The organism is Microbacterium sp. RU1D (assembly GCF_900156435.1).
GTDB lineage: Bacteria > Actinomycetota > Actinomycetes > Actinomycetales > Microbacteriaceae > Microbacterium.
Genome location: NZ_FTPQ01000002.1, coordinates 416,237 through 441,518 on the forward strand (window position 1 = coordinate 416,237; position 25,282 = coordinate 441,518).

Annotated in this window: 20 protein-coding genes and 1 tRNA gene; 10 read left to right on the forward strand and 11 right to left on the reverse strand. The window is 71.1% G+C overall.

Annotation, left to right across the window (positions count from 1 at the left end; all coding sequences use genetic code 11):
• Positions 1 to 5 precede the first annotated feature (5 nt).
• The 4 genes from B0B15_RS10730 to B0B15_RS10745 all read left to right on the forward strand — a co-directional run bounded on the left by B0B15_RS10730 (position 6) and on the right by B0B15_RS10745 (position 1,376).
• Positions 6 to 81, forward strand: a tRNA-His gene (locus tag B0B15_RS10730).
• A gap of 169 nt (positions 82 to 250) precedes the next feature.
• Entirely contained in the window at positions 251 to 598 is a 348-nt protein-coding gene (locus B0B15_RS10735; RefSeq protein ID WP_076676467.1) for a metallopeptidase family protein, read from the forward strand.
• Positions 598 to 897 carry an ATP-dependent Clp protease adapter ClpS gene (gene clpS, locus B0B15_RS10740; RefSeq protein WP_083709006.1) on the forward strand — a complete coding sequence of 100 codons (300 nt, stop codon included), beginning with the start codon at positions 598 to 600 and terminating at the stop codon, positions 895 to 897. Before B0B15_RS10735 ends, clpS begins: the two co-directional genes overlap by 1 nt.
• A complete protein-coding gene (locus tag B0B15_RS10745) occupies positions 894 to 1,376 on the forward strand; it encodes a DUF2017 family protein (protein ID WP_256334277.1) in 483 nt (160 codons plus the stop codon). The genes clpS and B0B15_RS10745 overlap by 4 nt, the downstream gene beginning before the upstream one ends.
• Positions 1,377 to 1,389: 13 nt before the next feature.
• Here the strand turns inward: B0B15_RS10745 and B0B15_RS10750 are convergent, their stop codons facing one another.
• From B0B15_RS10750 to gatC, 6 genes are all read right to left on the reverse strand, one after another.
• Positions 1,390 to 1,983 carry a nucleoside/nucleotide kinase family protein gene (locus tag B0B15_RS10750; RefSeq protein ID WP_256334278.1) on the reverse strand — a complete coding sequence of 198 codons (594 nt, stop codon included), beginning with the start codon at positions 1,981 to 1,983 and terminating at the stop codon, positions 1,390 to 1,392.
• On the reverse strand, positions 1,958 to 2,278 hold the full coding sequence (locus B0B15_RS16825; RefSeq protein ID WP_076675934.1) for a hypothetical protein: 321 nt from the start codon (positions 2,276 to 2,278) through the stop codon (positions 1,958 to 1,960). Before B0B15_RS16825 ends, B0B15_RS10750 begins: the two co-directional genes overlap by 26 nt.
• A gap of 133 nt (positions 2,279 to 2,411) precedes the next feature.
• Complete coding sequence (locus B0B15_RS10760; RefSeq protein ID WP_076675936.1) at positions 2,412 to 3,668, reverse strand: DNA polymerase IV; 1,257 nt, start codon at positions 3,666 to 3,668, stop codon at positions 2,412 to 2,414.
• A gap of 115 nt (positions 3,669 to 3,783) precedes the next feature.
• Positions 3,784 to 5,298, reverse strand: a complete 1,515-nt coding sequence (gatB, locus tag B0B15_RS10765) for an Asp-tRNA(Asn)/Glu-tRNA(Gln) amidotransferase subunit GatB (protein ID WP_076675938.1) — start codon at positions 5,296 to 5,298, stop codon at positions 3,784 to 3,786.
• Entirely contained in the window at positions 5,298 to 6,818 is a 1,521-nt protein-coding gene (gene gatA / locus B0B15_RS10770; protein ID WP_076675940.1) for an Asp-tRNA(Asn)/Glu-tRNA(Gln) amidotransferase subunit GatA, read from the reverse strand. Before gatA ends, gatB begins: the two co-directional genes overlap by 1 nt.
• The gene (gene gatC, locus B0B15_RS10775; protein WP_076675942.1) at positions 6,815 to 7,114 is read right to left on the reverse strand and encodes an Asp-tRNA(Asn)/Glu-tRNA(Gln) amidotransferase subunit GatC; all 300 of its coding nucleotides are present in this window, start codon (positions 7,112 to 7,114) and stop codon (positions 6,815 to 6,817) included. The genes gatA and gatC overlap by 4 nt, the downstream gene beginning before the upstream one ends.
• An 82-nt stretch (positions 7,115 to 7,196) precedes the next feature.
• On the opposite strand from gatC, the gene B0B15_RS10780 reads away from it, so the two are divergent.
• Both B0B15_RS10780 and B0B15_RS10785 read left to right on the forward strand, forming a co-directional pair.
• Positions 7,197 to 8,876 carry a long-chain-fatty-acid--CoA ligase gene (locus tag B0B15_RS10780; RefSeq protein ID WP_076675944.1) on the forward strand — a complete coding sequence of 560 codons (1,680 nt, stop codon included), beginning with the start codon at positions 7,197 to 7,199 and terminating at the stop codon, positions 8,874 to 8,876.
• A 124-nt stretch (positions 8,877 to 9,000) separates the two neighbouring features.
• Positions 9,001 to 9,501, forward strand: a complete 501-nt coding sequence (locus B0B15_RS10785; protein ID WP_076675946.1) for a hypothetical protein — start codon at positions 9,001 to 9,003, stop codon at positions 9,499 to 9,501.
• Between the two features lie 417 nt (positions 9,502 to 9,918).
• On the opposite strand, the gene ligA is transcribed toward B0B15_RS10785, so the two are convergent.
• From ligA to B0B15_RS10800, 3 genes are read right to left on the reverse strand one after another with little or no spacing between them, the layout of a single operon-like run.
• Positions 9,919 to 12,348, reverse strand: coding sequence for an NAD-dependent DNA ligase LigA (gene ligA / locus B0B15_RS10790; protein ID WP_076675948.1), 2,430 nt, complete (start codon positions 12,346 to 12,348; stop codon positions 9,919 to 9,921).
• A gap of 57 nt (positions 12,349 to 12,405) precedes the next feature.
• Positions 12,406 to 13,503: a tRNA 2-thiouridine(34) synthase MnmA gene (gene mnmA, locus B0B15_RS10795; protein WP_076675950.1), complete on the reverse strand. Its 1,098-nt coding sequence runs from the start codon at positions 13,501 to 13,503 to the stop codon at positions 12,406 to 12,408.
• A 9-nt stretch (positions 13,504 to 13,512) separates the two neighbouring features.
• Positions 13,513 to 14,724: a cysteine desulfurase family protein gene (locus B0B15_RS10800; protein ID WP_076675952.1), complete on the reverse strand. Its 1,212-nt coding sequence runs from the start codon at positions 14,722 to 14,724 to the stop codon at positions 13,513 to 13,515.
• A 47-nt stretch (positions 14,725 to 14,771) separates the two neighbouring features.
• Between B0B15_RS10800 and glgX the strand changes: the two genes are divergently transcribed.
• The 3 genes from glgX to glgB all read left to right on the forward strand — a co-directional run bounded on the left by glgX (position 14,772) and on the right by glgB (position 21,159).
• Positions 14,772 to 16,871: a glycogen debranching protein GlgX gene (glgX, locus tag B0B15_RS10805; protein ID WP_083708983.1), complete on the forward strand. Its 2,100-nt coding sequence runs from the start codon at positions 14,772 to 14,774 to the stop codon at positions 16,869 to 16,871.
• Positions 16,872 to 17,056: 185 nt separating this feature from the next.
• Positions 17,057 to 19,024 (forward strand): maltotransferase domain-containing protein, encoded by a 1,968-nt coding sequence (locus B0B15_RS10810; protein ID WP_076676471.1) that lies wholly within the window; start codon positions 17,057 to 17,059, stop codon positions 19,022 to 19,024.
• Complete coding sequence (gene glgB, locus B0B15_RS10815) at positions 19,021 to 21,159, forward strand: 1,4-alpha-glucan branching protein GlgB (RefSeq protein WP_076675954.1); 2,139 nt, start codon at positions 19,021 to 19,023, stop codon at positions 21,157 to 21,159. Before B0B15_RS10810 ends, glgB begins: the two co-directional genes overlap by 4 nt.
• Positions 21,160 to 21,298: 139 nt before the next feature.
• On the opposite strand, the gene B0B15_RS10820 is transcribed toward glgB, so the two are convergent.
• Together B0B15_RS10820 and B0B15_RS10825 are read right to left on the reverse strand one after the other, a co-directional pair.
• Positions 21,299 to 22,243, reverse strand: coding sequence for a tetratricopeptide repeat protein (locus B0B15_RS10820; RefSeq protein WP_076675956.1), 945 nt, complete (start codon positions 22,241 to 22,243; stop codon positions 21,299 to 21,301).
• Entirely contained in the window at positions 22,240 to 24,030 is a 1,791-nt protein-coding gene (locus B0B15_RS10825) for a DUF8094 domain-containing protein (RefSeq protein WP_076675958.1), read from the reverse strand. Before B0B15_RS10825 ends, B0B15_RS10820 begins: the two co-directional genes overlap by 4 nt.
• Positions 24,031 to 24,204: 174 nt before the next feature.
• Here B0B15_RS10825 and B0B15_RS10830 point away from each other — a divergent pair, with 174 nt between their 5' ends.
• Positions 24,205 to 25,281, forward strand: a complete 1,077-nt coding sequence (locus tag B0B15_RS10830) for an AI-2E family transporter (RefSeq protein WP_076675960.1) — start codon at positions 24,205 to 24,207, stop codon at positions 25,279 to 25,281.
• Position 25,282 lies beyond the last annotated feature (1 nt).

The window sequence follows — 25,282 nt, forward strand, 5'->3', positions numbered from 1 at the left end:
ACATGGTGGCTATAGCTCAGTTGGTAGAGCACCGCGTTGTGGTCGCGGGGGCCGCGGGTTCAAGTCCCGTTAGCCACCCCACCTCCAGAAGCCCGGCCGAGATCGCGCCGGGCTTCTGCGTTTCCGGATGCCGGTCCCCGCCGCGCCCGTAGAATCACAGGGCGGACGCTGCCCGCGCGGATGCGGCATCCGTCCACCGTTTTCACTCTCGGGAGGCCACGTGAACGACGACGTCGACGCGCGCCCCGCGATGGTCATGTCGACCGATGCCTTCGAGCGGCTCGTCGTCGACGAGCTCGACCGCCTCCCCGACGACATGGTCGAGGGCCTCGACAACGTCGTCTTCGTCGTCGAGGACCGCCCCGAGGACGGCTCGCTCGATCTCCTGGGTCTCTACGACGGATGGGCGCTCACCGAGCGCGACCGGTACGGCGTCGGCGAACTGCCCGACCGCATCATCGTCTACCGCGAGTCGCATCTCGCCGCGTGCGCCGACGAGGACGAGCTGCGCGAGGAGATCCACACCACGCTCGTGCACGAGATCGCGCACTTCTACGGCATCGACGACGACCGCCTGCACGAGCTCGGGTGGGCGTGATGGCTGGTCTCGCCTCCCCCGACCTCGACGTCGACCACGAGCAGGAACTCGTCGCGCAACCGCCGTCGTCGTGGCAGACCGTCGTCTGGAACGACCCCGTCAATCTCATGAGCTACGTGACGCACGTCTTCCGCACGTACTTCGGTTTCGACGCCGAGACGGCGCACCGCCTGATGATGGCGGTCCACCACGAGGGGCACGCGGTCGTCGCGCGCGGCCCGCGCGAGGTCATGGAAGCGCACACGCAGGCCATGCACGATTACGGCCTCTGGGCCACCGTCAGGAAGGACCCCTCGTGAGCGAGCGGATCGTCGTCCTCGAGATCAGCGGTCTCGAAGCCCTCCACCTCGCCGGGATCGTGGGGCAGTTCCGCGACCTTCTCGCCGACTCCCGCACCGACGACGACCCGGCGGTGGCGCGATTGATGCCCGACGCCTATCCCGACGACCAGGCCGCCAGCCGCGAGTTCCGCCGACTGACCGGGGGCGACCTCATCGAGCGCCGCACGCACGATGCCGCCACCGTGCTGCAGACGCTCGGCGCCGACGGCGGCGAACCGACGCCCGAGGGCGACCCGGACGCCACCATCGCGGTCGCCCTGGGCGAGGGCGAAGCCCTCGCGTGGATGCGCACACTGTCGGCCGTGCGTCTCGTCCTGGCCACGCGGCTCGGCATCCAGGGCGATGACGACCACCAGCCCGACGATCCGCGCTTCGGCGTCTACGACTGGATCGGGTACCGCCTCGACGGGTTGATGACGGCCCTCGATCGCGGCTGATCCGGCTCGGGCGTCACGGCACCCGAACGCGCACGTCGGCTCGCTCCGCGGGACTGTGGGCCTCGATGTGGGCGTCCTCCTGGCGCGCCCACCGCTGCCAGTGCGGCCGATAGGTGTCGCCGTCGCGCGCGAAGGCGCGATCGCGTCGTGACGCGGCGGGCGCTTCCACCCAGACGGACAGGTCCGCGAGCCGCGCGACCTCGGGGGTGAGAATGCCCGCGCCCTCGATGACGAGCGGCAGGGAGGGGTCGACCGCGTAGGCCTCCGCGCGCGAACCCGCCTCCCAATCCCAGCGTTCCCACACGCCGAGAAGGCCCCGCGCGTGCGGCAGCAGGATCATCTCGCGGGCGTATTCCACGCCCGCCGCGAGGCCGTCCCACCCGGGGTAGACGTCGTCGAGCGCGACGAGCTGCACCCGGCCACGCCCGGGCCACGCCGACACCAGTCGCCGCGCGAGCGAGCTCTTCCCCGCCCCGCTGCGCCCGTCGACGACCACCGCCGCGTTCGACGCACCGACCGCGACGATGCGCGCCGTCACCGCGGCGACCGCTGCGGTGAGGGCGTCGTCGACCGGGTCTGCGCTACTTCTTGAGGGCGCGGATGACACGGCTGAGCGCGCGACCGGCGACCCACACGAACGGGATGCCGACGGCCAGCAGCGACACGAGGTTCGGGTCGAACCGGAGATCGTCGCCGCGGCGGATGTACGCGCCGAGCGGGAGGGTGTAGCCGCCGCCCCCGCCACCGCCGTTGCCCTGCTCATCCGAACCGCCGCCGTAACCGGCCCAGGTGAGCGCGACGGGGACGATGCGCACGCCGTCGACGTCCTGCTGCTCGCCGTACGCGGAGGTGACGCCGAAGCTGGTGGCCTGCTTGCCGAGTTCCAATGCGATGTTGGGCATGCCCCCCACCGTAGCGGCCCGCATCGCGGCACGGCAGGGGCGTTGCGCGCCGGCCGCGGCTCGTGCGAGGGCCGTGGCCGAACGGCAGCGCGGCGCACCGCGCCGCGGTTCGTGACAGGCCCGTGGCCGGTCGTCAGTGCTCGTACGACGGCCGAGGGTTCGTCGGCAGAGCGCCGCCGCCGCGGGACGGGCCGAGGAGCGACCCGCGGGTGACGGCTCCGCGCCCGAAGCGCGCGGCGGCACCGTCGAGGGCACCCTCGACCCGTCGCCACTCGGCGTCGTCGTCCCATAGGGTTGCGGCCATCGCGGCGGGCTTGAGCTTCTCGCCGCGCACGCCGACGAGCCGGACCGCTTGCCGACGATCGATCGAGTCGAACAGCTCGATCGCGGCGTCGCCGATGCGCTGGCCCACCGATGTGGGCTCGGGCAGTGTGCGCGAGCGGCTCAGCGTGGTGAAATCCGAGAAGCGCACCTTGATCGAGATGGTCGCCGCCTCGTACTGCTGTGTGCGCAGGCGCGCGCCGACCCGGTCGGCGAGACGACGCAGCTCGACGTGGAGCGTGCGCGTGTCGGAGATGTCGGTGTGGAACGTCTCCTCGTGGCCGACGCTCTTCTCGGCCCGACCCGTGTGCACCTCGCGCGCGTCGATGCCCCGCGACAGATGCCAGATGCGCTCCCCCATCGCCGCGCCCAGCACCTGATCGAGCGCGTGGCGCGGAGTGTCAAGGATGTCGGAGATGAGCCGGATGCCACGCGACTCCAACGCCTCGGCCGCCTTGGGCCCGACGCCCCACAGGGCGCGGACGGACCGCGGCCGCAGGAACGCCTCGGTGTCGGCCGCCGCCACGATGAGCAGTCCGTCGGGCTTGGAGATGGTGGAGGCCATCTTGGCGACGTGCTTCGTGGCCGCCACCCCGATGCTGCAGGTCAGGCCGGTCTCCGCGAGCACGCGGGCGCGCAACCCTCGCGCGATCGTGACCGGGCTCCCCCACAGCCGCCGGGCACCGCGCACGTCAAGGAACGCCTCGTCGATCGAGAGGGGTTCGACCAGCGGCGTGACGTCGTGGAAGATCGCCATCACCTGCCGCGACATCTCGGTGTAGCGGTGGTAGGGCGGGTTCACCACGATCGCGGTGGGGCACAGGCGCAGGGCGATCGCGACCGGCATCGCCGACTTCACGCCGTAGCGACGCGCCTCGTACGACGCGCTGGAGACGACCCCGCGTCCCTCGGAACCGCCGATGATGAGCGGCTTGCCGGCGAGCGAGGGGTCATCAAGCACCGCGACCGACGCGAAGAACGCGTCCATGTCCACGTGCAGGATGCCGGTGCCGGTGTCGTCGGCGTCGGGGCGCGAGACAATCCGCCCCGTCCCGTCACCTCGTCCCATGGCATCCATTGTCTCTCGGACCTCCGACATCGGCCGCGAGCGGCTCTCGGGTCGGGAACGACGGATGCCACGACCCCGGCGGCGCGGATCCGCCGGGGTCGTGGCATCCGGGGTGTTACTGGGCGGCGCGTTCCAGGACGAGCTCTCGCACGCGCGCGGCGTCGGCCTGGCCCTTCATCGCCTTCATGACCGCGCCGATGACGGCGCCGGCGGCCTGCACCTTGCCGTCGCGGATCTTCGCGAGAACGTCGGGCTGAGCGGCCAGGGCGTCGTCGATCGCGGCGATAAGCGCGCCGTCATCGGAGACGACGGCGAGCCCGCGGGCGTCGACAACCTCCTGCGGGGTGCCCTCGCCGGCGATGACACCCTCGAGCACCTGACGCGCGAGCTTGTCGGTGAGGGTTCCGGCATCCACCAGCTTCTGCAGGGCGGCGACGTTCGCCGGCGACACGAGGTCGGCGGCGTCGCGCTCCTGGGCGTTGGCGACGCGGGTGATCTCGCCCGTCCACCACTTGCGGGCGGCGGCGGGAGCGGCTCCGACGGCGATCGTGTCGGCGACCGCGTCGAGCAGACCGCCGTTCGCGACGTCCTGGAATTCCAGATCCGTGAAGCCCCACTCGGCCTTCAGCCGGCGACGGCGCGCGGCCGGCGGCTCGGGGAGCGCGGCGCGCAGCTCCTCGATCAGCGCGGGCGCGGGCACGACGGGCAGCAGGTCGGGCTCGGGGAAGTAGCGGTAGTCGTCGGCATCCGACTTCGGTCGCCCCGGAGAGGTGCGGCCGGTGTCCTCGTGCCAGTGACGGGTCTCCTGCGTGATGGTTCCGCCCGTGGCGAGGATCGCGGCCTGACGCTGGATCTCGTAGCGAACCGCGCGCTCGACCGAGCGCATCGAGTTGACGTTCTTCGTCTCGGTGCGCGTGCCGAGCTTCTCCTGGCCGCGGGGGCGCAGCGAGACGTTGGCGTCGCAGCGGAGGTTTCCGCGCTCGAGCTTCGCCTCGGAGATGCCGAGACCTCGCACGATGTCGCGGATCGTCGCGACGTACGCCTTCGCCAGCGCGGGGGCTGCGTGCTCCGCGCCGAAGATCGGCTTGGTGACGATCTCGACCAGGGGCACTCCCGCGCGGTTGTAGTCGACGAGCGAGTACTCGGCGCCCTGGATGCGACCGGTCGCCCCGCCCATGTGGGTGAGCTTGCCGGCATCCTCCTCCATGTGCGCGCGCTCGATCGGCACGGTGACGATCGTGCCGTCCTCGAGCTCGACCTCGACCGAGCCCTCGAAGGCGATCGGCTCGTCGTACTGCGAGATCTGGTAGTTCTTGCCGAGGTCGGGGTAGAAGTAGTTCTTCCGCGCGAACCGGCTCGACGGCGCGATGGAGCAGCCCAGGGCCAGGCCCAGGCTGATCGAGGACCGGATCGCCTCCGCGTTGACCACGGGCAGCGCGCCCGGCAGACCCATGTCGACCGGGGCGACGAGCGTGTTCGGCTCGGCGCCGTGGTTCGCCTCGTTCGCCGGGTTCGGCGCCGACGAGAACATCTTGGTCGCGGTGTTCAGCTCGACGTGCACCTCGAAGCCGAGGACGGGCTCGAACAGCTCGAGCGCCTCGTCGAAGTCCATGAGTGCGTCTTTCGCCATCAGAGCGACGCTCCGTTCGTGAGAGAAGGGGCACGGTCGAGGAGGGGACCGCCCCACTGGTCGACCAGCAGCGCCTCGAGCGCCGCGCCGACGCGGTACAGACGCGCGTCCTCGCGGGCGGGGGCGAGGAATTGGATGCCGACCGGCAGGCCGTCGTCCTCCGCCAGGCCGCTCGGGATCGAGATACCGGGGACGCCGGCGAGGTTCGCCGGGATCGTGGTCACGTCGTTGAGGTACATCTGCAACGGGTCGTCGAGCTTCTCGCCGAGGCGGAAGGCGGTGGTCGGCGCCGAGGGCGTCGCGATGACGTCGACGTGCGCGAACGCGGCGTCGAAGTCCTGCTGGATGAGCGTGCGCACCTTCTGGGCGCTGCCGTAGTAGGCGTCGTAGTAGCCCGCCGAGAGCGCGTAGGTGCCCAGGATGATGCGGCGCTTCACCTCGGGACCGAAGCCGGCGTCGCGCGTGGCGGCCATCACGTTCTCGACCGTCGGGGCGCCCTGCGGCGTGACGCGGAGGCCGAAGCGCACCGAGTCGAACTTCGCGAGGTTGCTCGATGCCTCGGCGGGGAGGATCAGGTAGTACGCGGCGACCCCGTACTCGAAGTGCGGGGCGCTGATCTCGACGATCTCGGCGCCCTGCGCCTCCATGGCCGCCAGCGACGCGCGGAACGAATCCGACACGCCCTTCTGGAAGCCGCGGTCGTCGAGCTCGCGGATGACGCCGACCTTGAGGCCCTTCAGGACCTCTCCCGTCGTGCCCTCGCGGGCCGCGGCGGCGAACGACGGCCACGCGTCGGACAGCGAGGTGGAGTCGTTGGCGTCGTGCCCGCCGATGACGTCGTGCAGGAGTCCCGCGTCGAGCACCGTGCGCGTGACGGGGCCGACCTGGTCGAGGCTGGATGCCAGGGCGATCGCGCCGTAGCGGCTGACCCCGCCGTACGTGGGCTTGACGCCCACCGTGCCGGTGACGTGGGCGGGCTGACGGATGGATCCACCGGTGTCGGAGCCGAGGGCCAGGGGCGCCTCGAACGCGGCGACGGCCGCCGCCGACCCGCCGCCGGAACCTCCGGGGATGCGGTCGAGGTCCCACGGGTTGCGGGTGGGTCCGTACGCCGAGAACTCGGTCGAGGAGCCCATCGCGAACTCGTCCATGTTCGTCTTGCCGAGCGGCACGAGACCGGCCGCGCGCGAGCGGGCGACCACCGTGGCGTCGTAGGGCGACATGTAGCCCTCGAGGATCTTCGATCCGCTGGTGGACGGCATGTCGGTCGTCACGAGCACGTCCTTGACGGCGAGCGGGACGCCCGCGAGTTCGTGCAGCTCCTCGCCCGCCGCGCGGCGACGGTCGATGTCGGCCGCGACCTCGAGGGCGTGGTCGCTCACGTGAAGGAACGCGTGGACGTCGCCGTCGACGGCGGCGATGCGGTCGAGATGCGCCTGCGTCGCCTCGACGCTCGACACCTCGGACGAGACGAGCTTGGCGGCCAGGTCGGCCGCGGTCAGACGTGTGAGATCGCTCACTGCTCCTCCCCCAGGATCGCCGTGACCCGGAACCGGCCGTCGGCCTGATCCGGGGCATTCTGCAGCACCTGCTCGCGCGTGAGCTGCTGCTGCACGGCGTCGGGCCGGAACACGTTCTCGAGCGGGATCGGGTGGCTCGTGGCGGCCACGTCGGGCGTCGCCACCTCGGACACCTTCGCGATGTTGTCGACGATGGCATCCAGCTGCCCGGTGAGGCTCTGGACCTCCTCGTCGTTCAACTGGATCCGGGCGAGCACACCGAGATGGCGCACGAGATCAGGAGTGATTTCAGACACCCCCCGAGTCTAGTTCGCAGACGGTCTCCTCCCCGTCGCGAGCGGCCTGGTCTCCGCCGGAGCGCCGCCCTAGGCTGGCTGGGTGACGAGCTTCGATCCGCCGCGCCCCTGGACCTCGAGCTATGCCGCGGGGGTGCCCGAGGATCTGGAGCCCCAGACGGGCTCGCTCCTCGACATCGTCGACGCCTCCACGCGCGACTATCCCGATGCGCCGGCCCTGCAGTTCTTCGGACGCGAGACCACCTACGCCGAGATGTCGGAGCAGATCTCACGCGCCGCAGCGGCCCTCGCCGCGCACGGCGTGCGCGCCGGCGACCCGGTGGCGCTCGTGCTGCCGAACTGCCCGCAGCACATCGTCGCGTTCTACGCCGTGCTGCGGCTCGGGGCGGTCGTCGTCGAGCACAACCCGCTCTACACCCCGCGCGAGCTGCGCAAGCAGTTCGAGGACCACGGCGCGAAGCACGCGATCGTGTGGAGCAAGGTCGTGGCGACGGTGCAGGAGTTCCCCGCCGATCTGCGTCTGACCACCCTCATCTCGGTGGACGTGACCCGGGCGATGCCGTGGACGACGCGTCTCGCGCTGCGGCTGCCGGTCGCCAAGGCGCGCGAGTCGCGCGCCGCGCTGCACGCCGCCACCAAGGGCGCGGTGGAGTGGGACGACCTCGTCCGGCACGATCCACTGCCCGCCTCGCATCCGCGCCCGGTGTCGTCGGATCTCGCCATCATCCAGTACACGAGCGGCACCACCGGCACCCCGAAGGGCGCCATGCTCACCCACGCCAATCTGCTGGCCAACGCCGCTCAGGCGCGGGCCTGGGTGCCGCAGATCGTGCGGGGCGAGGGATGCGTCGTGTACGCCGTTCTGCCGATGTTCCACGCCTACGGCCTGACGCTCTGCCTCACGTTCGCGATGTCGATGGGCGCCCGGCTCGTGCTCTTCCCGAAGTTCGACGCCGACCTCGTGCTCGCCGTGACGAAGAAGCATCCCGCGACGTTCCTACCGCTCGTCCCGCCGATCGCGGAACGGCTGCTGGCCGCCGCCCGGGCGCAGGGGGTGTCGCTCGCGGGGACCGACGTCGCCATCTCGGGCGCCATGGCACTGCCGCACGAGCTGGTCGTGCCCTTCGAGAAGGCCACGGGCGGATACCTCGTCGAGGGGTACGGGCTGAGCGAGTGCTCCCCCGTGCTGATGGCCAACCCCGTAGCCGACAACCGCGTCGCGGGCACGGTCGGCCTTCCGCTTCCGGGCACCGAATGCCGTGTGGTCGATCCCGACGACCCGCGCACGGATGTCGAGCGCGGGGAGCTCATCGTGCGGGGACCGCAGGTGTTCTCGGGCTACTACGGCAAGCCGGAGGAGACCGAGGAGGTGTTCGTCGACGGATGGTTCCGCACCGGCGACATCGTAACGATCGACGAAGGCGGCTTCGTCCGCATCGTCGACCGCATCAAGGAGCTCATCATCACCGGCGGCTTCAACGTCGCCCCGACCGAGGTCGAGAACGTGCTGCGCCAGCACCCCGGCGTCGCCGACGTCGCGGTGGTGGGGCTTCCGAGCGAGCACTCGGGTGAGGAGGTCGTCGCGGCGGTCGTGCCGACCTCCCCGAGCGAGCTCGACGTCGAAGCGGTGCGGGCGTTCGCGCGCGGCATCCTGACTCCGTACAAGGTGCCGCGTCGCATCATGGTCGTCGACGAGCTGCCGCGCTCGCTCATCGGCAAGGTTCTGCGCCGCCAGGTGCGCGAGCAACTGCTCTCCCGCTGACTCCTGCACCGCGGAACCGGCTGGGCGCAAGGGGCGCAGGAAAATCCGACCGTTCGCCGACGCGTCGATACGGTGAGGCGATGGGCCGATCCCGGGCCCGACCGTGACCTTTGGGGGGAATCACATGATCATCAAGCGCGCCTCGTTCGCCGCCGTCGCCGCCGCCGCTCTGCTGCTGGCCGGGTGTTCGGGCGGAGGCTCTTCGGATGCCGACTCCGCCGCTCAGGAGAGCACGGCACCGAGTCCGGTCGCGTCGAGCCCGGCCCCGTCACCGACCTCGTCGACCGTCGCGCCTGCCGGGGAGCAGTCCACACAGGACGCCTGCCAGATCATCATCGCGTCGTTCAACGACGTGACCGCGGCCAGCAGCGACATCGACACCTCGGACCCGCAGGCGGCGGTCGACCGCTTCAAGGAACTCGCGACCAAGGTGCAGGGCGACTTCTCGCAGATCACGAACGACGAGATCGCCCCCGTCGCCCAGAACGCCAGTCAGACGCTGAGCCAGTACGTCACGTTCCTCGAGGGAGTGATGGCCGACCCGAGCACCGCGAGCGGGCTGAGCGAGCAGGTCACCGCTCTGCAGGAGAGCTTCACGCAGGCCGGCAACGCCTGCGCCGGCTGACCGGCCGCGCAACCGGAGAAGGCGGGGCCGCGGCTCCGTGGGCGGGGACGGCAAGGTTGCGCCCTCGCTGGCCCGGATGGCGGGGCTGCGGCCTCGCGGCCGCGGACAGCGGGGCTGGGCCTCGCGGGCCGCGACGGCGACGCTGAGGCCCCCCGCGCCGGCAAGGGCGGGGCTGCAGCCTCTCGGGCCAAGACGGCGGGGCTGCGGCCTCGTGGCCGAGGACAGCGGGGCTGGGGCCTCGCGGGCCAGGACGGCGGGGCTACGGCCTCGCGGCCGAGGACAGCGGGGCTGGGGCCTCGCGGGCCGCGACGGCGACGCTGAGGCCCCCGTGCCGGCAAGGGCGGGGCTGCGGCCTCGCAGGCCAGGACGGCGCACCCAGGCCACGAAGGGCCGGGCTGCGGCCCCGCCCTTTCCGCCTCAGTCGGCGGCCCCGGACTCCTCGGCGTCCGCGCCGTCCTCCGGCGCCGCGCCGTCGAGCGCCGCCGGTCCCTGCTCGACGAGGACCTTGAACTGCGCCGCGTCGAGGATGCGCAGCCCCAGCTCTTCCGCCTTGGCGAGCTTCGACCCGGCGCCGGGACCGGCAGCGACGAAGTCGGTCTTCTTCGACACGCTGGACGCGGCCTTGCCGCCGGCCGAGATGATCGCCTCCTGGGCGCCCTCGCGCGTGTAGCCGTCGAGCGAGCCGGTCGCGACGACCGTGAGGCCGGCGAGCACTCCCCCGGCCGCGGCGGCGGCACCGGGTCCGGGGTGCCCGGGGATCGAGAAGCGGACCCCGGCAGCGCCCCAGCGCTCGACGATCTCCCGGTGCCAGTCCACCTCGAACCAGTCGATCACGGCGTCGGCGATGATCCCGCCGACCCCCTCGACGGCGGCGAGCTCTTCGCGGGAGGCCGCGCGGATGGCATCCAGCGAACCGAACCACTGCGCCAGGGCACGCGCCGCGACGGGGCCGACGTGGCGGATGTTCAGCGAGACCAGAAGGCGCCACAGGTCTTTCGTCTTCGCCTTCTCGAGCTCGGCGACCAGCTTGACCGCCTGTTCGGACGGTCGCACCTCGCGGAAGTCCTTCCGGATGCCGCGACGACGACGCTCGGCGGGGTCGAGGTCCTCGGATCCCGGCGGGTAGGTGGCGGGACCGAGCTTCTGGAACGGTGCGCGTCGCACCAGCTCCCCCGTGTCGGGATCGACCCTCCGCTCGCCGGTCTCGGAGTCGCGGACGACGACCTCGATGGGGACCAGCTCCTCGATGGTGAGGTCGAAGAGCCCGGCCTCGGTGTCGAGCGGCGGCCGCTCGGGCACCTCGGGCTGTGTGAGGGCGGCGGCGGTCACCTCGCCGAGTGCCTCGATGTCGAGCGCGCCGCGCGAGCCGATGTGCTCGACGCGGCCACGCACCTGCGCCGGGCACGAGCGCGCGTTCGGGCACCGCAGGTCGATGTCGCCCTCTTTCGCCGGCCGGAGCGGCGTGCCGCACTCGGGGCAGTCCGCGGGCATGACGAACGCCCGCTCGCTGCCGTCGCGCAGCTCGACGACGGGACCGAGCACCTCGGGGATGACATCGCCGGCCTTGCGCAGCACGACGGTGTCGCCGATGAGCACGCCCTTGACCTTCACGACGTCCTGGTTGTGGAGCGTCGCCTGCCGCACGACGCTGCCGGCGACCTTCGCGGGCTCCATCACCGCGAACGGCGTCGCCCGGCCCGTCCGCCCCACCGACACGACGATGTCGAGGAGCTTCGTGTTGACCTGCTCGGGCGGGTACTTGTACGCGATCGCCCAGCGGGGCGCCCGGCTGGTGGCGCCGAGCTCGTCGTGCAGCGCGAGCTCGTCGACCTTGACGACGACGCCGTCGATCTCGTGCTCCACGTCGTGCCGGTGCTCGCCGTGATGGGCCACGAATTCGAGCACGCCGTCGATCGACTTCTCGACCCTGCTGTAGGGCGAGGTCGGCAGACCCCACTCCTTCAACAGGTCGTAGATCTCGCTCTGGGCCGCCACCGGTGGATCGGCCCACGCGCCGATGCCGTGCACGTAGAGGGAGAGCGAGGCGATGCGGGCGAGTCCCGCCTCGAGCTCGAGGCCGCTCTTCTTCTCGATCTGCTGACGCAGTCCGCCGCTCGCCGCGTTTCGCGGGTTGGCGAAAGCCGGGAACCGGCGCGCCGCGGCCTGCTCGGCCTTCTCCTGGTCGAACGCCCTCCCGCCGCGTCGCCCCGCGGCACGCTCGCGGGCTTCGCCGATCGCGCGCTCACGGTACTCGCCCTGCAGACGGTTCAGGTTCTCGAAGGCCGCGACCGGGATGAACACCTCGCCCCGCACCTCGACGAGTGCCGGGTGCCCCTCGCCCGACAGCTCGCGGGGGATACCGGTCACCCGCAGCGCGTTCTCGGTCACGATCTCGCCGACACGGCCGTCGCCCCGCGTCGCCGCCGACGTCAGCACACCGTTCTCGTACCGCAGGTTGATCGCGAGACCGTCGATCTTCAGCTCGCTCAGCCACTGCACGCTCCGCCCGGCCGCGGCCTGCGTCTTGACCGCCCAGTCGCGCAGCTCGTCGGCGGAGAAGACGTTGTCGAGACTCAGCATCCGCTCGGCGTGCTCGATCGTGACGAGCTCGGTCGCCTCGGCCGCCCCCACCGATTGCGTGGGGCTGTCCTGCCCCTGCAGTTCGGGGTAGAGCCGCTCGACGGCCTCGAGCCGGTGCATCCACCCGTCGTAGGTCGCGTCGTCGACGAGTTCGGCGTCGCGGCCGTAGTACGCCTCGCGCGCGTCGACGATGCGCTGCGTCAGCGCGGCGGCTTCGGCGCGTGCCTCGTCGAGGGTCAGGTCGGGTAGCTGGTCGTGCTCGCTCACGGCATCCAGCTTAGGGAGGGGCTCCGACATCGCTCGGGGCCTTGCCCCGACAGCGCGTCAGACCTCGATCGGCACCGCCGACACCGTCCGATCGATCGTGAACTGCCCGATCACCCGCGTCCCGTCGTACAACACGGCGGTCTGGCCGGGAGCGACGCCGTCGAACGGCGTCTCGGGACGGACGGTCACCACCCCGTCCTCGAGCACCGCCTCGGCCGGCACCGGGTCGGCGTGGGCCCGGATCTGCACGTCGCATGCGAACGTCGTCTCGGACGGCGCGCGACCGGCCCAGGTGAAGCGCTCCCCCGCGATCTCGCTGCAGGCCAGGGCTTCCTTCGGTCCCACCACGACGGTGTTGTTCACCGGCCGCACCTCGAGCACGAACCGGGGCTTGCCGTCGGATGCCGGAACCCCGAGCTGCAGCCCTCGTCGCTGACCGACGGTGAAGGCGTGCGCCCCCTCGTGCGTGCCCACGACGGCGCCGGTGCGGTCGAGGATCTCCCCGCGCTCCGCGCCGACCTTGTCGGCGAGCCAGCCGCGCGTGTCGCCGTCGGGGATGAAGCAGATGTCGTGACTGTCGGGCTTGTGCGCGACGGTGAGTCCCCGCGCCTCGGCCTCCGCCCGCACGACCGCCTTGGAGGGGGTCGAGCCGAGCGGGAAGTAGGTGTGCGCGAGCTGCTCGGCCGTGAGCACGCCGAGCACGTACGACTGATCCTTCGCGTTGTCGGACGCGCGATGCAGCTCGCGCCCCTCGGGGGTGTCGACGAGGGTGGCGTAGTGACCGGTGCAGACCGCGTCGAAGCCGAGCTCGATCGCGCGTTCGAGGAGGGCCGCGAACTTGATCTTCTCGTTGCACCGCATGCAGGGGTTGGGCGTGCGACCCGCGCGGTATTCCGACACGAAGTCCTCGATCACGTCGTCGCGGAAGCGCTCCGAGAAGTCCCACACGTAGAACGGCATCCCGAGCTTGTCGGCGGCACGGCGCGCGTCCATCGCGTCCTCGATCGTGCAGCAGCCGCGGCTGCCGGCGCGCAGCGTTCCCCCCGCGCGCGACAGCGCGAGGTGCACGCCGACGACGTCGTGACCGGCCTCCACGGCGCGGGCCGCCGCCACCGCGGAGTCCACGCCACCGCTCATCGCCGCCAGAACTCGCATCGTCCCAGTCTACGAACGCCCCGCTGGACGGGCGCCGGATGCCGATCGGGCACCGGAGACACCGGATGCCACGGCCCGCGCGTACGCGTCGGGGAGCCGGGCGAGCACGGCCTCGATGTCGTCGGCCGTGGAGGTGTGCCCGAGGGTGAACCGCAGCACGGAGCGCGCCGCGCGATCGTCGAGGCCGAGGGCGAGGACCACGTGCGAGGGCTCCGCCACCCCCGCCTGACAGGCCGATCCGGTCGAGACCGCGACCCCCGCCATGTCGAGCAGGAACAGCAGCGTCTCGCCGGCGGCATCCGGGAAGAGCACGTGCGCGTTGCCGGGCAGACGTCCATCGGGGGCGCCGAGCAGCCGCGCGCCGGGAATCGACTGCAGGATGCCGCTCACCAGGCGATCGCGCAGCGCGCTCAGGCGCGCGCTCTCCCTCTCGCGCTCGGCCTCGGCCGCCGTCGCCGCGGCGGCGAACGCGGCCGCTCCCGCCACGTCCTGCGTGCCGGCGCGGAGCCCGCGCTGCTGGCCGCCCCCGTGCAGCAGCGGAGTCATCGCGGCGTGCCGGGAAACGACGGCCGCCCCCACGCCGACCGGTCCGCCGACCTTGTGCGCCGACACCGACAGCGCGACCAGGCCCCCGCTACCCGCACCGTTCCCGCGCCAGGCGCCGAAGTCGACGGCGATCTGCCCGAGCGCCGAGACCGCGTCCAGGTGCAGGGGGATTCCGGCACCGGATGCCGCGGCGGCCAGGCCCGCGGCATCCTGGATCGTCCCGACCTCGTTGCTGGCCACGAGCGCGGTCGCGAGGGCGGCGCCCGGCAGAGCGGCGGCGAAGGCCTCGGCGTCGATGCGACCGAGTCCGTCGAGCGGCACGGCGCGGACGTCGGCGTCCTGGGTCGCGGCGAGCCACCCGACGACATCGAGGGTCGCGTGGTGCTCACCGTCGGGCAGCACCACGGCACGGGTGCTGGCCGCGCGCGACCACCAGAGCCCCTTCAGGGCGAGGTTCGCCGCCTCCGTGCCACCGGAGGTGAGCACCACCTCGATGCTCTGGCATCCGAGGATCCCGGCGAGGGTGTCGCGGGCGTCCTCGAGGAGACGGCGGGCGTCCTGCCCCGCGCCATGGATCGAGGAGGGGTTGCCGAGCACCTCGTGTGCGGCGAGCCACGCCTCCCGCGCCTCTGCGCGAAGAGGCGTCGTCGCTGCGTGATCGAGGTAGACCCGCATCCGCCACCCTCCCGGTTCCGCCGTCCGCTTTCACTAGCCTAAGACGCATGGTCCGACCCGAGACTGTCCTGCCCGCCCGCTCCGCCGCCCGCCCGAGCCTGCTGAGCCCCGCCCTCGACGACCTCGGGGTGCGCCTGGGTCCCGACGGCGGAACCCTCCGCGTGTGGTCGGGCGCCGCCGATGCCATGCAGCTGCTCCTCTTCGACGAGGTCGACCTCGATTGGGCGACCGAGACCATCACCATGACCCCGGCCGGCGACGGCGTCTTCGAGGCGTCGACGCCGCTCCTGCGGCCCGGAGCACGTTATGCGATCCGCGTCGGCGGACCGCACGGCCCGGGTCACACCTTCAACCCGCAGTCGCTGCTGATCGAGCCGTACTCGCGCGGACTCGTCTCGGGCGGCTTCGGCGACTGGCGCTCGGTCGTGGTCGAGGGATCGTTCGACTGGGGATCGTCGTCCAAGCCGCGGGTGCCGATGGACCGCACGGTGATCTACGAGGGACACGTCAAGGGCCTGACCAAGCGGCATCCCTTCATCCCTCCGGCCCTGCACGGCACCTACGCGGGCCTCGCGCACCCGGCCATGATCGATCACCTGCTCTCGCTCGGGGTCACCAGCGTCGAGCTCCTCCCCGTGCACGCCTTCGCCACCGAGCCGCGCCTGCTGCAGCTCGGACTGTCGAACTACTGGGGCTACAACTCCCTCAACTTCTTCACCCCGCACGCGCCGTACGCCACGGCCGCCAGCCGCGCCGAAGGCCCCGATGCGGTCCTTCGCGAATTCAAGGGGATGGTCAAGCTCCTGCACGAGGCCGGTCTCGAGGTGCTGCTCGACGTCGTCTACAACCACACCGCGGAAGAGGGCATCGGCGGGCCGCGCACGAGCCTGCGCGGCATCGACAACAGCGCCTACTACCGACAGAGCGCCGAGGGTGTCTACATCGACGAGACCGGGTGCGGCAACGCGCTGAACACCTCGACGGATGCCGCGGCCCGGCTCGTCCTGGACTCCCTGCGCTACTGGGCCGAAGACGTGCAGATCGACGGCTTCCGCTTCGACCTGGCGGTCACCCTGGGTCGCGACGCGCAGCACTCGTTCACCCCCGACCACCCGCTGCTCACGGCCATCCGCGACGACGAACGGCTGGCGGGGACGAAGCTCATCGCCGAGCCGTGGGACGTCGGCATGGGCGGGTGGCAGACGGGCAACTTCGGCCCCGGATGGCTCGAGTGGAACGACCGCTACCGCGACCGCGTCCGCAACTTCTGGCTCAGCGACATCGACTACGCGCGCCGGGCCGACACCGCCCCCGTCGGCGTCGGAGGGTTCGCCACCCGGCTCGCGGGATCGTCGAACACCTTCAGCGAAGACCGCGGGCCCCTCGCGAGCGTGAACTTCGTGACCGCGCACGACGGGTTCACGCTGCGCGACCTCGTGTCGTACGACGTCAAGCACAACCTCGGCAACGGGGAGCAGAACCGCGACGGCGCCGACACCAACCGCTCCTTCAACCACGGCGCCGAGGGTCGCACGACCGACGAGCGCGTGCTCGCCACGCGGCGGAAGGCCATGCGCAATCTCATGGGGACGCTGCTGCTCTCGGCGGGCGTGCCCATGATCACGGCGGGCGACGAGATGGGACGCACGCAGCGCGGGAACAACAACGCCTACTGCCACGATTCCGCCCTCACCTGGCTGTCGTGGGACCTCGCGCCGTGGCAGCGCGACCTGTTCGCGCACACGCAGCGACTGCTGCAGGTACGGCGGGACAACCCTGCCCTGCGTCCGCGGCGGTTCGCGCGACTCGGGGAGCGCATCCCGTCGGCATCCGTCATGGAGTGGTTCGACGAGCACGGCGAGACCATGTCGAGCGACCGGTGGAACGACCCCGCGCACCGCACCCTGCAGTACCTGGCGACCTCGACGCCCGAGGACGAGGCGCCGAACCGGGTGCTGCTCGTGGTGCACGGCACCGAAAAGGACACCGAGATCGTGCTGCCGGAGATCGAGGGCGAAGCGGGCGTCGCCTACGTCGCCCTCTGGTCCAGCGCCGACGAGGCCCCCGACAGCGCCGAGGCGCGCTTCGCCCCGGGGGACGTGGTAGCCGTGGCGGGCGCGTCGATGCTGTTGTTCCGCGTCGAGTAACAGACGCCCCCTGTCAAGGCCGCGCGAAACGATACGGCAACGTCGGTGGCCCGCGATAGGTTCGGACCGTGGCCACCACGACGACTCCTTCGCCCGAGCTGCCCTGGCGCAGCGCCGCCTCGATCCCCGTGCGTCCGGTCAAGCCGACGCCGACCTCGCGCAGCGTCGTGACGCCGCGCATCCCGATGGCGCTGCCGCACCCGAGCGTCCCGGGGGGACGGTTCCGGCCTTCCGCCTACGTCGGGGAAGCCGTGCCGTTCACGGTCACCGCGTTCCGCGAGGGGCACGATCGAATCGGTGTGCAGGTGCGTCTGTTCTCACCCTCCGGCGACGAGTCGCTACACCGTCTCAGCCCGCTGAACGACGGATTCGACCGGTGGTCCACGCTCGTCGCGCCGCTCGAGCAGGGCGTCTGGCGCTTCCGCTTCGAATCGTTCGCCGACGACTTCGCGACCTGGGAGCACGCGGCCGAGCTCAAGATCGCCGCGGGGGTCGATTCCGCCCTCATGCGCGAGATGGGTGCCCAGCTGTTCGACCGCGCACGCGGTGAGAAGAAGCGTCCCGGGAGCGACAAAGACCGCCTCTACGAGGCCGCCCGCGCGCTGCGCGACCCCGAGGTGCACGACGACACCGCCCTGCAGATCGTGCGCGACCCAGCGATCGCCGCGCTGTTCGACGCCCGTCCGATGATGGGCCTTGTCTCGGTGGGCAAGGATGCCGAACTCCTGGTGGAGCGCGAGCGCGCCGGGGTCGGCGCCTGGTACGAGTTCTTCCCCCGGTCCGAGGGCGCCACGCGCCGCGACGACGGAACGGTGATCAGCGGCACCTTCCGCACGGCCGTCGACCGTCTGCCGGGAGTGGCCGGCATGGGCTTCGACGTGCTCTACCTCCCGCCGATCCACCCCATCGGCGTCACCAACCGCAAGGGCCCCAACAACACCCTCATCACGCAGCCGGGCGACCCCGGGTCGCCGTGGGCCATCGGCGCCGCCGCGGGCGGCCACGACACCGTGCACCCCGACCTCGGCACCCTCGAGGACTTCCGTGCGTTCGTCGCCGCCGCGCGCGAGAACGACATCGAGGTGGCCCTCGACCTCGCGCTGCAGGCCTCCCCCGACCACCCGTGGGTCGCCGAGCACCCCGAGTGGTTCACGACGCTCCCCGACGGCTCGATCGCGTTCGCCGAGAACCCGCCCAAGAAGTACCAGGACATCTACCCGGTCAACTTCGACAACGACCCCGAGGGCATCCGCGCCGAGGTGCTGCGCATCGTGCGCCACTGGATCGCGCAGGGCGTCACGATCTTCCGCGTCGACAACCCGCACACGAAGCCCCTGCAGTTCTGGGAGTGGTTGATCGCGACCGTCAGCGCCGAAGAACCCGACGCCGTTTTCCTCGCGGAGGCGTTCACGCGCCCGGCCCCTCTCCAGGGGCTCGCCATGGCGGGCTTCCAGCAGAGCTATACCTACTTCACCTGGCGCAACACGAAGGAGGAGCTCGAGGAGTTCCTCGGCGGGCTCGCCCACGAGACCGACGACTTCCTGCGGCCCAACCTCTTCGTCAACACCCCCGACATCCTCACGGAGTACCTGCAATTCGGGGGCCGCCCGGCCTACAAGATCCGCGCCGCGATCGCCGCGACCGCCGCTCCCACGTACGGGGTCTACGCCGGCTATGAGCTCTACGAGAACGTCGCGCGCCCGGGCTCGGAAGAGAACATCGACAATGAGAAGTACGAGTACAAGTTCCGCGACTGGGCGGGCGCCGAGGCGGCGGGCGATTCCCTCGCCCCGTACCTGCGCATGCTCAACGCCGCCCGTCGCGCCCACCCGGCACTCCGCCAGCTGCGCAACCTCCAGGTGCACTGGAGCGACGACGACGCGATCCTGGTGTACTCCAAGCACCTCGACGCCGCCCTCAGCCCCACGGGCGTCTCCGACACGGTGATCGTCGTCGCCAACGTCGACCCGCACTCCGCGCGTGAGACCACCGTCCACCTCGACACGACCGTGTTCGGCGTCGAGCCCGGCGCGTCGTACGACGTCGAAGACCTCGTGACCGGCCAGGTCTGGACCTGGGCCGACCACAACTTCGTCCGCCTCGACGCCTTCAGCGAGCCCGTGCACATCCTGCACGTCAAGGAGAACCGATGACCTCCCTCTCCCCCGAGATCCTGGATGCCGTGGCCCACGGCTCCCACCACGACCCGCACAGCGTGCTGGGTGTGCACGAGAGCGCCGGCGGGTGGGTGATCCGTGCGCGGCGCCCCCTCGCGGAGACCGTCGTCGCGGAGCTCGCCGACGGCGCGTCGGTCCCCCTCCAGCACGTGCGCGGCGGCATCTGGGAGGCGTCCGTCGACGCCTACCCCGGCGCCTACGTCGTGCGCGCGTCGTACGAGGGGTCGGAGCACGTCGCCGATGACGGCTACCGGCACGCTCCGTCGATCGGTGAGCTCGACCTGCACCTCATCGCCGAGGGACGCCACGAAGAGCTGTGGCGCGTGCTCGGTGCCCATGTCCGCGAGCTCGACGGGTCCAGCGGTACGGCGTTCACCGTGTGGGCGCCCGACGCGCGCGCTCTGCGTGTGATCGGCGACTTCAACGGCTGGGACGGCACCGGCAGCACGATGCGGTCGATGGGCGGCAGCGGCGTCTGGGAGCTGTTCGTCCCCGGCGTCGGCGTCGACGCCCGCTACAAGTTCGAGATCCTCACACGCGACGGGCGGTGGATCGAGAAGGCCGACCCGATGGCGCGCCTCGCCGAGGTGCCGCCGGCCACGGCATCCGTCGTCACCGATTCGGCCTACGCCTGGGCCGACGACGCCTGGATCGACGAGCGGTCGCGCCTCGCCCCCATCGATCGCCCGATGTCGATCTACGAGCTCCACCTCGGCTCGTGGAAGCAGGGCCTTTCGTACCGCGACGCGGCCGACGAGATCATCGCCTACGTCGGCGCGCAGGGCTTCACGCACGTCGAGTTCCTCCCGCTCGCAGAGCACCCGTTCGGCGGGTCGTGGGGGTACCAGGTGTCGGGCTATTACGCCCCCACCAGCCGCTTCGGCTCCCCCGACGACCTCCGCTACCTCATCGACCGTCTGCACCAGGCCGGCATCGGCGTGATCATGGACTGGGTCCCCGGGCACTTCCCGAAAGACGACTTCGCCCTCGCGCGTTTTGACGGCGAGGCCCTGTACGAACACCCCGATCCCCGGCGCGGAGAGCACAAGGACTGGGGCACGCTCATCTTCGACTACGGCCGCAACGAGGTGCGCAACTTCCTCGTCGCGAACGCGCTGTACTGGTTCGAGGAGTTCCACGTCGACGGTCTCCGCGTGGATGCCGTGGCATCCATGCTCTACCTCGACTATTCGCGCAACGACGGCGAGTGGGCGCCGAATCAGTTCGGCGGGCGCGAGAACCTCGAGGCCATCCGCTTCCTGCAGGAGGTCAACGCGACGTCCTACAAGCGCTACCCGGGCATCGCGCTCATCGCCGAGGAGTCCACGAGCTTCCCCGGTGTCACCGCCCCCACCTCGCACGCCGGCCTCGGATTCGGCTTCAAGTGGAACATGGGGTGGATGAACGACTCGCTGCAGTACATCGGCCGCGACCCGATGTACCGCTCGCACCACGAGGGCGAGCTGTCGTTCTCGTTCGTCTACTCGTTCAGCGAGAACTTCGTGCTGCCCATCAGCCACGACGAGGTCGTGCACGGCAAGGGAAGCCTCTTCGGCCGGATGCCGGGTGACCACTGGCAGAAGCTCGCGAACATGCGCGCGTTCCTGGCGTACATGTGGGGCCACCCGGGAAAGCAGCTGCTGTTCATGGGCCAGGAGTTCGGACAGATGTCGGAGTGGTCCGAGTCGCGCTCGATCGACTGGTGGATGCTCGACCAGCCCTCCCACAAGCAGCTGCACGATTTCGTCGCCGAGCTGAACCATGTGTACAAGCAGCAGGCGGCGCTCTGGTCGCGCGATCACGACGGGGCCGCGTTCTCGCGCCTCGGTGCGCCCGCGTGGAACCCGAACGTGCTCGCCTTCGCCCGCCGCGACCACCACGGCAACACGATCGCGGTCGTCTGCAACTTCTCCGGCGTCCCGCTCAGCGACTTCCCGCTCGACCTGCCCGAGTCCGGGTCGTGGACCGAGGTACTCAACAGCGATGCCGAGGCGTTCGGCGGTTCGGGCCAGGGCAACCTCGGCACGGTGACGACCGACGGTCGCGGCAGCGCCACCCTCACCCTCCCGCCGCTCGGCGTGCTCTGGTTGCACCACCGCGCCGGCGCCTGACGCACGCACCGTGGACGCCCCGCTCCCTCAGGGGCGGGGCGTCCACGGTCCCGCACGAACGACGGGGCGCGGCCCCCTCGTTCTGCACGAACGACGGCCCGGTCCCTTCAGAGGAAACCGGGCCGCGACGTCGATCGCGTCAGAAGAGCAGGGACGCCAACCGCGCGCGAGCGCGCACGACGCGAGCGTCGTCATCGCCCACGATGCCGAACAGCTCCAGCAGGCGCTCGCGCACCAGGACGCGCTCGTCGGCCGGCAGGGCGGCGAAGAGGTCGAGCAGACGGCCGAACGCATCGTCGACGTGTCCGCCGACGACGTCGAGGTCGGCGACGACGAACTGCGCCTCGACACCGGTCGGCTCCGCGGCGGCGGCGGCACGCGCCGCCGGGAGGTCGACGCCCTGCACGCGGTCGAGCAGGCGCACCTGACCGAGGCCCGCGCGGGCGTCGGCGTCACGGGGGTTCTCGGCCAGAGCCTTCTCGTACGCCGTGATGGCCCGGGCGTAGTCCCCCTCCTCGATCGCAGCGAACGCCTCGGCGTGCAGCGGAGGAAGCGGCGGCTCCTCGGCGGGCGCCGCATCGGCCGCCCCGTCGACGGGCACGGTGCCGGTCACGCCGTGCTGGGCCGCGAGCTGCAGCAACTGGGCGAAGACGTCGCGCACCTGCTGCTCGGGCACCGCACCGGTGAACAGCGGCACGGGCTGCCCTGCGACGAGAGCGAGCACCATGGGGATCGACTGCGCGCGGAAGCCCTGGGCGAGCTGCGGATTGGCGTCGACGTCGACCTTCGCGAGCACGAGGCGCCCGGCGAGTTCGGTGACGACCTTCTCGAGCACGGGGCTCAGCTGCTTGCAGGGACCGCACCACTCGGCCCACAGGTCGATGACGACGGGGACGGTCCGCGAGAGCTCGAGAACCTCGCCGAACGTCGCATCGGTGACGTCGAACACCAGCGGCAGCGCACCCGCCGGGGCCGCGCCCTGGGCGGGCGCCGACGCCGGCGTCGTGGGCGCCGCGGGACGGTTGCGCAGCGACGAGAGATCGACGGCACCGCGCATGACGGAGCCGGGGGCGGGAGTGCTCACGGGGACACCTTCGCTTCGAGGAGGCTGGAACGGTAGCCGAGCAGGCGGATCTTGTCATCGGAGCCCTGGCTGGGCACGTAGAAGAACACCTGGTCGGAGTAGGTCGTGGTGAAGCCTGTCGCGGACTGGTCGACACCGGTCAGGGCCTTGACCGCGGGATTGTTGTCGAGCTTGATGACGGCGTCCGCGTTGGTGGGCTTCGCGGTGTCGCTCTCGTACACGTTGACCGCGACGATCGCACCGGTGTCGAGGGTGGCCAGGGCGATGGGGGTCGCCGGCCCGGCCGAGGCGGCGAAACTGATCTCCGCGGTTCCCGCGCCCGTCTGGTTCAGCTCATCCGTGCGCTTGGTCTTGTTGTCCTGGATGGCCGAGAGCAGCAGGTCGTTCGCGGTGTCGAACAGCGCCGCAGACGTGCTGTTCTCGCCGTTGTTGATGATGTCGGCGTACGCCGCCGCGACCTTTTCGGGCGCGAGGGTGAGGAACGACGAGTCCGGCGGAACCTGCGTCGCGCCCACATAGGGAGCGGCCAGTTCCGGCAGGTTGGTGGACGCCTCGAGGTTGCCGACGTACGACGCCTTGTACTCGTCCCACGGTGTTTCCTGCGTCATCATCATGATCGTCGTGGTCGGGGTCGCGGCATCCGTCGACTCCACCACCGTCATGAGCGAGCGGGGCCACGAACCCGTGGTCTGCGGAAGGACGATCTGCACGGGCTCCGCGGGGATCGCGGGCAGGGCCGCCCGGTCGGGCAACGCGGCGCGGAGGGTGTAGTTGGTCGCACGCTCGGCGAGAGCGGGTCCCGACAGACGCTGGGCGGCGGCGTTCTGGTCGAGCGCCGCATCGGCCGAGGCGACCGTGCTGGACAGGCGGGAGACGATGCGCTCGGCCTGCGCCTCGGTCACGGCGGGCGGGAACTGCCCCTCCGGGACGACGACCGTGGGAGTGGGGCTCGGAGTCTCGGATGCCGCGAACTGCGGCCACGCGTCGGCGGAGCAGCCGGCGAGCAGCGCTACGGAGACGCCGAGGGCGGGGACCGCGACGAGAGCGCGGCGACCGCGGGTGCTCGGGCGGCGCGCGGGGCTCGTGCTCACCACGCCTTTGGAGGCGGCATCCGATTCGGCGATCGAGATGGGCTCGGTGACCGGCAGGGGCAGACCCTTGCGGCGGGGTCGGCGCGATCGCCGCACGTGCCGGATGCCGAGGAGGTAGAGGACGAGTCCGGCGAGCAGGGCGATTCCACCGCCGACGATGAGCGGCCCCGCCCACGGCGTCGAGTCGTCGATGGGCCACGTGACGCTCACGTTCGCGGGAGCGGGCGCCGTGCCGTCGGAGGCGACGAGCACGCTCATGTCGCTGGGCAGCTGCAGGGTGGTCGAGAACGATCCGGTCTGCTCGAATTCGTCGAGCCACAGGTCGCTGTCGATGGGGCTCCGGCCTGCGGCGGCGTCGGACGTCGGGGTCACGGTCGGCGCCTGGTCGGTGGTCTGCACCTCCCCCTCGCCGTCGACGGTCACCGCGGTGTAGTCGACGTCGGCGAGCCACGCCTTCATGTCGGCCGTCCGGCCGTACGAGACGAACACCGCCCCGTCGCCCTCGACGCGCAGTGTCTGGGCGCCCGGGACGCTGGTGAGCACCGCGCCGTCGATCAGCGTGTAGGCCGCGGCCCCCTCGGTCTGCACCGCCTTCGTGGTCTCGGACGGACCCTGGAAGACCGTACGCTGGGCGATCCCGGCACCGATCATGGCGGCGGCGATGACGAACGCCACCACGGCCCAGACGAATCTCACGCTTCACACCATCCCCACCGGCAGCTCGGGCGCCACCGAAGAATCGACGTTTCAGACTATCCGAGGGCGGCTGAAAGTTCGCGGCGAGGCTCGTGGCTCGCCGTCACCTGCCTCCGCGGTCACTATCCTGACGAGACGGGCACGCTCGCCCGGCTGAGGCGGGAGTCGTTCGGCATGAAGATCCACAATCCGTTCCGGGTCGCGCTCCTGGCAACCCTCGGCGTCGGCGTCGGCCTGCTGCTCATCGGCAGCGTGCAGAACCTCTCGACGATCCTTCTCTACGTCGGCACGGCCCTGTTCCTCTCCCTGGGCCTGGATCCGGTCGTCTCCTTCCTCGAGCGGCGGGGCCTGCCGCGGTGGGCGGCCGTCCTCGTGACGATCCTCGCGGTGCTCGGCGTCTTCGCCGGCATCATCTTCATGGTCGTCCCGATCATCGCAAGCCAGATCGCCCAGTTGATCTCCCAGATCGAGCAGCTGCTGCAGCCCGGACGCTGGAATGAAATCGTCACCCAGGTGCAGCAGTGGGTGTCCGACACTCTCCCGTGGCTCAAGATCGATGACGTCTGGGCCGGCATCCAGCACTGGTTCACCACCCTCGACGTCGGTTCCATCTCGACCGTCGTCGGCAACAGCCTGCTCACGGGAGCCGGTGCCGTGGCGGCGGGCCTGGGCGGCGCGTTCATCGTGCTCATCCTCACCATCTACTTCACGGCATCCACCCCCTCGCTCAAGTCGGCCGTCTACCAGCTCGTGCCCGCCTCGAAGCGCGCGCGCTTCATCGAGCTGGCCGAGAAGATCACCGACTCCGTGGGCTACTACGTCATGGGGCAGGTCAGCCTGGGCGTGATCAACGGCGTGCTGAGCGCCATCTTCCTCACGATCATCAACGCGCCGTTCCCGGCGGTACTCGCGGTGATCGCGTTCTTCTTCTCGCTCATCCCGCTCGTGGGGACGCTGACGGGGTCGACGATCATCGTTCTGACGTGCCTGATCCCGGGCCTGGGGACGCCCGGATGGGCCATCATCGCGGCCGCGATCTACTACCTCGTGTACATGCAGATCGAGGCCTACGTCATCTCGCCGCGCATCATGAACCGCGCGGTCTCGGTGCCGGGATCGGTCGTCGTGATCTCGGCACTGGCGGGCGGCGCACTGCTGAACCTGCTGGGCGCCCTCATCGCGATCCCGGTGGCCGCGAGCATCCTCATCATCTACCGCGAGGTCATCATCCCGCGGCAGAACGAGCGCTGAG

Bases quoted from the DNA above. Each gene is read 5' to 3' on its own strand.
- B0B15_RS10735 (WP_076676467.1), top strand. From the start codon at position 251: ATGGTCATGTCGACCGATGCCTTCGAGCGGCTCGTCGTCGACGAGCTC.
- clpS (WP_083709006.1), top strand. From the start codon at position 598: ATGGCTGGTCTCGCCTCCCCCGACCTCGACGTCGACCACGAGCAGGAA.
- B0B15_RS16825 (WP_076675934.1), bottom strand. From the start codon at position 2,278: ATGCCCAACATCGCATTGGAACTCGGCAAGCAGGCCACCAGCTTCGGC.
- B0B15_RS10760 (WP_076675936.1), bottom strand. From the start codon at position 3,668: ATGGGACGAGGTGACGGGACGGGGCGGATTGTCTCGCGCCCCGACGCC.
- gatB (WP_076675938.1), bottom strand. From the start codon at position 5,298: ATGGCGAAAGACGCACTCATGGACTTCGACGAGGCGCTCGAGCTGTTC.
- B0B15_RS10785 (WP_076675946.1), top strand. From the start codon at position 9,001: ATGATCATCAAGCGCGCCTCGTTCGCCGCCGTCGCCGCCGCCGCTCTG.
- mnmA (WP_076675950.1), bottom strand. From the start codon at position 13,503: ATGCGAGTTCTGGCGGCGATGAGCGGTGGCGTGGACTCCGCGGTGGCG.
- B0B15_RS10800 (WP_076675952.1), bottom strand. From the start codon at position 14,724: ATGCGGGTCTACCTCGATCACGCAGCGACGACGCCTCTTCGCGCAGAG.
- glgX (WP_083708983.1), top strand. From the start codon at position 14,772: ATGGTCCGACCCGAGACTGTCCTGCCCGCCCGCTCCGCCGCCCGCCCG.
- B0B15_RS10810 (WP_076676471.1), top strand. From the start codon at position 17,057: ATGGCGCTGCCGCACCCGAGCGTCCCGGGGGGACGGTTCCGGCCTTCC.
- glgB (WP_076675954.1), top strand. From the start codon at position 19,021: ATGACCTCCCTCTCCCCCGAGATCCTGGATGCCGTGGCCCACGGCTCC.
- B0B15_RS10830 (WP_076675960.1), top strand. From the start codon at position 24,205: ATGAAGATCCACAATCCGTTCCGGGTCGCGCTCCTGGCAACCCTCGGC.